This is a genomic window from Streptomyces tricolor (assembly GCF_002155905.1).
Taxonomy (GTDB): domain Bacteria; phylum Actinomycetota; class Actinomycetes; order Streptomycetales; family Streptomycetaceae; genus Streptomyces; species Streptomyces tricolor.
In genome coordinates this window covers 1-6,093 of the sequence record NZ_MUMF01000156.1, presented here as the reverse complement: position 1 = coordinate 6,093, position 6,093 = coordinate 1, and the positions used below count along the sequence as shown (strand labels likewise).

Annotated in this window: 8 protein-coding genes, 1 tRNA gene and 1 pseudogene; 9 read left to right on the top strand and 1 reads right to left on the bottom strand. The window is 71.3% G+C overall.

The genetic code is table 11. From position 1 onward, the window contains the following. The 8 genes and pseudogenes from CCN44_RS46130 to CCN44_RS12405 all read left to right on the top strand — a co-directional run. A pseudogene (locus tag CCN44_RS46130) lies at nucleotides 1–127 on the top strand (DUF2637 domain-containing protein); the annotation flags it as partial. A gap of 20 nt (nucleotides 128–147) precedes the next feature. Beyond that, entirely contained in the window at nucleotides 148–342 is a 195-nt protein-coding gene (locus CCN44_RS12435) for a hypothetical protein (protein WP_086697682.1), read from the top strand. Nucleotide 343: 1 nt separating this feature from the next. Further along, complete coding sequence (locus CCN44_RS12430) at nucleotides 344–535, top strand: mobile element transfer protein (RefSeq protein ID WP_086697681.1); 192 nt, start codon at nucleotides 344–346, stop codon at nucleotides 533–535. Nucleotides 536–547: 12 nt separating this feature from the next. Further along, nucleotides 548–703, top strand: a complete 156-nt coding sequence (locus CCN44_RS12425; protein WP_086697680.1) for a hypothetical protein — start codon at nucleotides 548–550, stop codon at nucleotides 701–703. A 24-nt stretch (nucleotides 704–727) separates the two neighbouring features. Beyond that, nucleotides 728–1,045, top strand: a complete 318-nt coding sequence (locus CCN44_RS12420) for a SpdD-like protein (protein ID WP_086697679.1) — start codon at nucleotides 728–730, stop codon at nucleotides 1,043–1,045. A gap of 127 nt (nucleotides 1,046–1,172) precedes the next feature. Further along, nucleotides 1,173–2,540 carry a replication initiator protein RepSA gene (gene repSA, locus CCN44_RS12415; protein ID WP_208639760.1) on the top strand — a complete coding sequence of 456 codons (1,368 nt, stop codon included), beginning with the start codon at nucleotides 1,173–1,175 and terminating at the stop codon, nucleotides 2,538–2,540. Further along, nucleotides 2,537–2,737, top strand: a complete 201-nt coding sequence (locus CCN44_RS12410) for a helix-turn-helix transcriptional regulator (protein WP_086697677.1) — start codon at nucleotides 2,537–2,539, stop codon at nucleotides 2,735–2,737. Before repSA ends, CCN44_RS12410 begins: the two co-directional genes overlap by 4 nt. After that, the gene (locus tag CCN44_RS12405) at nucleotides 2,737–4,143 is read left to right on the top strand and encodes a tyrosine-type recombinase/integrase (RefSeq protein WP_086697676.1); all 1,407 of its coding nucleotides are present in this window, start codon (nucleotides 2,737–2,739) and stop codon (nucleotides 4,141–4,143) included. The genes CCN44_RS12410 and CCN44_RS12405 overlap by 1 nt, the downstream gene beginning before the upstream one ends. A 178-nt stretch (nucleotides 4,144–4,321) precedes the next feature. Here CCN44_RS12405 and CCN44_RS12400 read toward each other — a convergent pair. Continuing rightward, nucleotides 4,322–4,397, bottom strand: a tRNA-Arg gene (locus CCN44_RS12400). 321 nt (nucleotides 4,398–4,718) lie between these two features. Between CCN44_RS12400 and CCN44_RS12395 the strand changes: the two genes are divergently transcribed. Further along, a partial coding sequence (locus CCN44_RS12395) for a dynamin family protein (protein ID WP_107502069.1) occupies nucleotides 4,719–6,093 on the top strand: 1,375 nt, incomplete at its 3' end.

Below are 6,093 nucleotides of genomic sequence, written 5' to 3'. Positions count from 1 at the left end.
CCACGCCCGCAAGGTCGCCGACGAGTACCGCGCCCGTACCGGGGCCCCGATCGACCCCGACACCCTGCGCTCCCGCCTCGGCGTCCCGCCCCACCTCGCCGACGCCATCGCCGCCCACCTCGCCTGATCGGCGAGAGAGGGAGACCAGTGACCCGTGACCCGGGCGACCTGACCGCCTCCGACTACCTCGACGGTGCCTGTGAGATGGCCGCCGCCAACCGGCCCTTCCTCGCCCACCTGCTCGCCGAGGAAGCCGCCCGCCTCACCGCCGACGCGGCCACCGCCGCCGGCATCCGGGCCAGCTTCCCCGCCCCGGCCACGACCCGAGAGGAGACCGACTGACATGCCTGCCCGCGACCATTTCCACTCCGTGATGCGCATCGGCCCGGTGCAGATCGGCACGCACCGCGACCGCAACGGCCAGACCAAGCACGCCGCCGTGTGCAGCTCCGACGACTGCGGCTGGTCCGCCGACTACTCCAGTCAGTCCGCGGCCCAGCTCGCCGCCCGCACCCACCGCTGCCGCGTCCGCTAGGAGACATCCGCCATGCAGGTCCCGCTCTGGTTCGCGCTGCTTGCCGTCGGCTACCTCGGCGTCAAGCTCATCCGCCCGCCGGCCTGGCTCATCGGCGTTCTCCTGCTCGGCGGCTTCCTCCTCGCCGACAGCGTCCTCGCCCCGGCCATCAACGCGCTCGTCAAGTAGCCCGCTCGCGAGAGGAGATCACCGATGTTCCGTCCGAAGATCCCCACCATGCCCGCGCCGACCGGGCTCGGCGCACCGCCCGCCGTCGTAGAGCCGACCGCCATCACCCCGAACGCGGGGACCCCGCCGGTCGCACCGCCGGCTCCGACGCCGGTCCGGCCCACGGTCCAGCTCACCCCTGGCACCGTCCTCGCCCTCGTGGGCGGCGGCACGGCCGTCGTCCTGGTGCTCGGAGCCGTCCTGGTCTCCCTGCTCCTGGCGGTCGCCATCACCGGCGCTTCGGTCGCCGTCTGCGCGGTCGTCCTGCGCTCCCTGCTCACTTCCGACGCCAAGCGTCGCTGACCGGCACCCGGGCGGCCTCGATACCGCCAAGCATCCGCCGCCCGGGCGCCGTCCCTGTCCGATCTCGCAACCGGAAGGAACCCCAAGCATGGCCCACCGCGCCTCATCCGCGACACCGAGTGCGCCGATTTCCGACACATTGCTTGACCCGATCACCCTCGGGGACGTGCTGCGGGTGGCCGCGGCCTCGGACTACGCCCGCTGGGAGGACCAGATCCGCCGTACCGGCGGCTGCTCCGATCCGATCCACCTCACCGGCTGGGTCCTCCACAAGGACAAGACCACCGGCGAGACCCTGCACCACTACTCCACCGAGCAGGAGCCGGGCGGACGTCTCCGCCTCGCCTGCGGCAACCGCCGCGCCTCCCGCTGCCCGTCCTGCGCCTGGACCTACGCGGGCGACACCTACCACCTGATCCGTGCGGGCCTGACCGGAGACGACCGCCGCGACGTCCCCGCCACCGTCCGCGATCACCCGCGTGTCTTCGCCACCCTCACGGCCCCCTCGTTCGGCCTGGTCCACAACCGCCCCGATCACGGCACCTGCCGCTGCGGCACCCCGCACACGTCCGATGCTCCGGAGCTGGGCACCGCTCTCGACCCGGACAGCTACGACTACGCGGGCGCCGTGCTGTTCAACAACCACGCCGGTCAGCTCTGGCAGCGCTTCACCACGCGACTCCGCCGCGAAATCGCCGCCCGCGCCGGCCTGCCCCGCCGTGAACTCGCCGAACACCTTCGCGTCTCGTACGGCAAGGTCGCCGAGTTCCAGAAGCGCGGAGCCCTGCACTTCCACGCCGTCGTACGCCTCGACGGCCCGGAGGGGCCCGGGACACCCCCGCCCACCTGGGCCACGGTCGACCTCCTCACGGACGCCGTACATGCCGCCGCAGCGCACTCGTACACGTCCGTCTCGGTCCCGGCTGCCGGTGATGAACCCGCCCGTACCTTCCGCTGGGGCCGACAGCTCGACGTCCGCCCGGTGAAGGCGTTCGGCGACGGTTCCGACATCACCGAACAGGCCGTCGCCTCGTACGTGGCCAAGTACGCGACCAAGGCCGCCGAGAACACCGGCACCCTGGACCGCCGTATCGGCGAACTCGCCGAACTCGACCGCCACCAGGTCCCCGACCACACCCGGCGCCTCATCACCGCCTGCCGCGACCTGGACAGCCTCTACCCGGACCGGCGTCTCTGGGCCTGGGCCCACATGCTCGGCTTCCGCGGGCACTTCTCGTCCAAGTCGCGGACGTACTCGACCACTCTCGGTGCCCTCCGCCAGGAACGCGCCGACTACCGCGCCGCCCAGGAGGCATCCGTCCTCGGCCTCGACGACCGCGAGCCGGACACCGTCCTCGTCCTAGCGGACTGGCAGTACGCCGGCCACGGCCACACCCCGGGTGAAGCCGCCCTCGCCGCGACCATCGCCCGCGACCTCCAGACCAACCGCGAAACCGCCCGCGACGCCCTCCTGAACGAAGGGAGCACGGAATGACCACAGGCATCCGGTCACGACGGACCATGCTCACCCTCGCGGAGGTCTGCGAGGAACTGGCCATCTCACGCTCGACCTTCTACGACTGGCGGGCCAAGCGCCGTGCACCGCGCTGCATCAAGCTCCCGAACGGCGATCTCCGGATCCGGCGGAGCGATCTCGATCACTGGCTGGACGACCGCGAGGACGCCGCCTGATGGAGACGACGTACGACGTGAAGATCTACAAGATCCTCACCTACAAGGGCGCTCGGAAGACCACGTACACCGTGCGTTGGGTTGTCGCGGGCAAGCGCTGGCGTGAGCCCTTCAGCACCGTCGCGCTCGCCGAGGGCTTCCGCTCGGAACTCATCCGGGCCACGGGTAAGGGTGAGGCCTTCGTCGTCGCCACGGGTCTCCCGGTGTCTCATCGCTCGAAGTCGGCTGCCATGAGCTGGTACAAGTTCGCCGTCGAGTACGTGGACGCCCGTTGGCCCCACCTCGGCGGCAACAGCCGCAAGAACATCGCGAAGACCCTGACCGCCACCACCGTCGCCCTGCTGCGGGCCAAGCCCACCCAGTTCGCACCTGCGGCCGTGCGGACGGCCCTTCGCGAATGGGCGTTCAACACCAACCGACGTCCGGACGCGCCCCCAGACGTGGTGGCCGTCCTGAAGTGGGTGGAGCGGAACTCCCTGCCCGTCTCGGCCTGGGAGGACCCGGAGAAGGTCGACCAGGTCCTGCACGCCATCGACACCCGCCTTGACGGCAAGCAAGCGGCGGCCTGGTCCCGGAAGCGCAACCGCCGGATCCTCAACGTCGCCATGAAGTACGCGATCCGGCGGCGCATCCTTCGGGCCAACCCGCTTCCCAAGGGCAAGGAGTCCACGGCGGTCACGAAGACCACGAACGCCGTGGACAAGCGGTCCTTGCTGAATCCCGAGCAGGCGGCGGCGATCCTCGACTGGATCCGGCGCCGCCCGCGGGGCGGCAAGCGGCTCCACGCCTTCTTCGCCACGCTGTACTACTGCGGTCCACGGCCCGAGGAAGCCATAGCCATGCGGGTGGAGGACGTGACCCTGCCGGAACCCGACGCCGACGACCAGTGGTGCGAGCTGCTGATCCACACGGCGACGCCGGAGGTCGGGAAGCAGTGGACCGACACGGGGGAGATTCACGAGCAACGGGATCTGAAGGGCCGCGCCGAGGGCGAGACGCGCGCGGTGCCGGGGCATCCGGCCCTCACGCGCATCCTGCGGCAGCACATCGAGGACGAACAGCTCCAGCCGGGTGATCTGCTCTTCCAGGGTGAGTCCGGCGGCATCCTCGCCGGCTCCGTCATCCGCCGGGCGTGGCGCAGCGCGCGTAAGGCCGTACTGCCCCCGCACGTCTTCGAGTCACCCACTGGACGGCGCGTGTACGACATCCGGCACACGCGCCTGACGAAGTGGCTCAACGACGGGATCCCGCCCGCCCAGGTGGCCGAGTGGGCCGGGAACAGCGTCGCCGTGCTGCTGGCGACGTACGCCCGGTGCGTCGACGGGCAGCTGCCGGACCTGAAGCGGCGGCTGGAGGCCGCGGGTGATCTTCCGGAAACGGAGGCGGAGGTGCCGGGCACCGGCTGATCTTCCACCGGTCGAGAACTTCGACACGTATTCGACACGGCCACCCGCGAGAACCCGGTGACAGCCGGACAGCCCCGGAGTCAGCCCTTGATCATCAAGAGGGCGTCCGGGGCTTCGTCGTGCCCACAGACATCCGCTCTGACCAGCGAAAAGCCCTCCCGAGCGGGAGGGTGGAGACTGGCGCCCCCGGCAGGACTCGAACCTGCGGCCAAGCGCTTAGAAGGCGCCTGCTCTATCCACTGAGCTACGGGGGCCGGTGGGGTGGCCTCGTGTGCGGTGCCCTGGGGTGGGCTGATCCGTGACGTTGCCGGGGTCAAGGATAGGGCTCCCGGTTCCTTGACCCTGTCGCTTCCCCTCCGTGGCTCGATGTGGAGGTTCGGTGAAGCGGTCCTGATAATCGCAGGCAGGTACGAATCGTGCACCGCTTTTGGTGCCCGACGGCACCGGGTGTTGTGCACTCGTTATGCCTGGACTGCGGCCATGTCCCGGTCATCCCTTCCGTCCGTTCTGTCCCGTCGGCGCGCAGACATGTCTATATGCTTCAGAATTCCCCTAAAATTGGGCATTCTTCGCATGTGGTGACCTTGGACGTACGGCCTCAGCTGCTCGACACACTTTCCGCTCTGCGCGACCGTGTCGCCGCCGCACGCTTTCCGCTGCCCCTCGCGGGGGCGCCACGCGCGCGTGCGAACCGCGACGAACTCCTCGCGCAGCTCGACGACTACCTGGTACCCCGCCTACGGGAGCCCGAGGCGCCGCTGCTGGCCGTCGTCGGCGGCTCCACCGGCGCGGGCAAGTCGACGCTCGTGAACTCCCTCGTCGGCCGGCGGGTGAGCGAGGCCGGCGTGCTGCGGCCGACCACCCGGACACCGGTCCTTGTCTGCCATCCGGAGGATCATCACTGGTTCAGCGGCATGCGCGTGCTCCCCCAGCTCACCCGCGTGTGGGTGCCCCACCAAGACCCCGCCGACGAGTTCATGCTCGCCGACGAGGACCCCGCGCGCGTGGTGCGCGTCGAGACCGCCGACACCCTCCCGCGCGGGCTCGCCCTCCTCGACGCCCCCGACATCGACTCCCTGCTCGCCGACAACCGCGTCCTGGCCGCCGAACTGATCTGCGCCGCCGACATCTGGATCATGGTCACCACGGCCGCCCGCTACGCCGACGCCGTCCCCTGGCACCTGCTGCGCACCGCCAAGGAGTACGACGCGACCCTCGTCACCGTTCTGGACCGGGTCCCCCACCAGGTCGTCTCCGAGGTCTCCCGGCAGTACGGCGCCCTGCTCACCAAGGCCGGCCTCGGTGACGTACCCCGGTTCACCGTGCCCGAGCTGCCCGAATCCGCCTGGGGCGCCGGCCTGCTGCCCGCCACCGCCGTCGCGCCCCTGAAGAGCTGGCTCGTGCACCACGCCCAGGACCCCGCCGCCCGGCAGCAGGTCATGGCCCGTACGGCGCACGGCGTCCTCGACTCCCTCAGGTCCCGCATGCCCGAGCTGGCCAGCGCGGCCGCCGCCCAGTACGCGGCGGCCCTCCGGCTCACCTCGGCCGTGGAGGCCGCCTACGACAAGGAGCACGCGCGCGTGCGGGCCCGGCTCCAGGCCGGCGCCGTACTCGCCGGGGACGCCCTCAAGCGCTGGCGCGCCTTCCCCCTGGACTGCACCGCGGGAGAACTCCTGGACGCCCTCGTGGAGAGCCTGGCCGCCCTCCTGCTGTGCGCCGTCACCGCCGCGGACGAGCGCGTCGACGACGCCTGGCGGCGCGAGCCCGCCGCCGAGGCCCCCGGCCTCGCCGGCCGCGCGTCCTCCCTGGAGAGCGCCGAGCACCGCATCGGGCTCGCGGCCCGGCGCTGGCGGCGCGAGCTGGAGGAGTACGCCGAGGACGAGGTACGGGTCCTGGAGCGCACCGGCGCGCCCGACCCCGAGGTCGTCGCCGCCCTCGTCGCCACGGCCG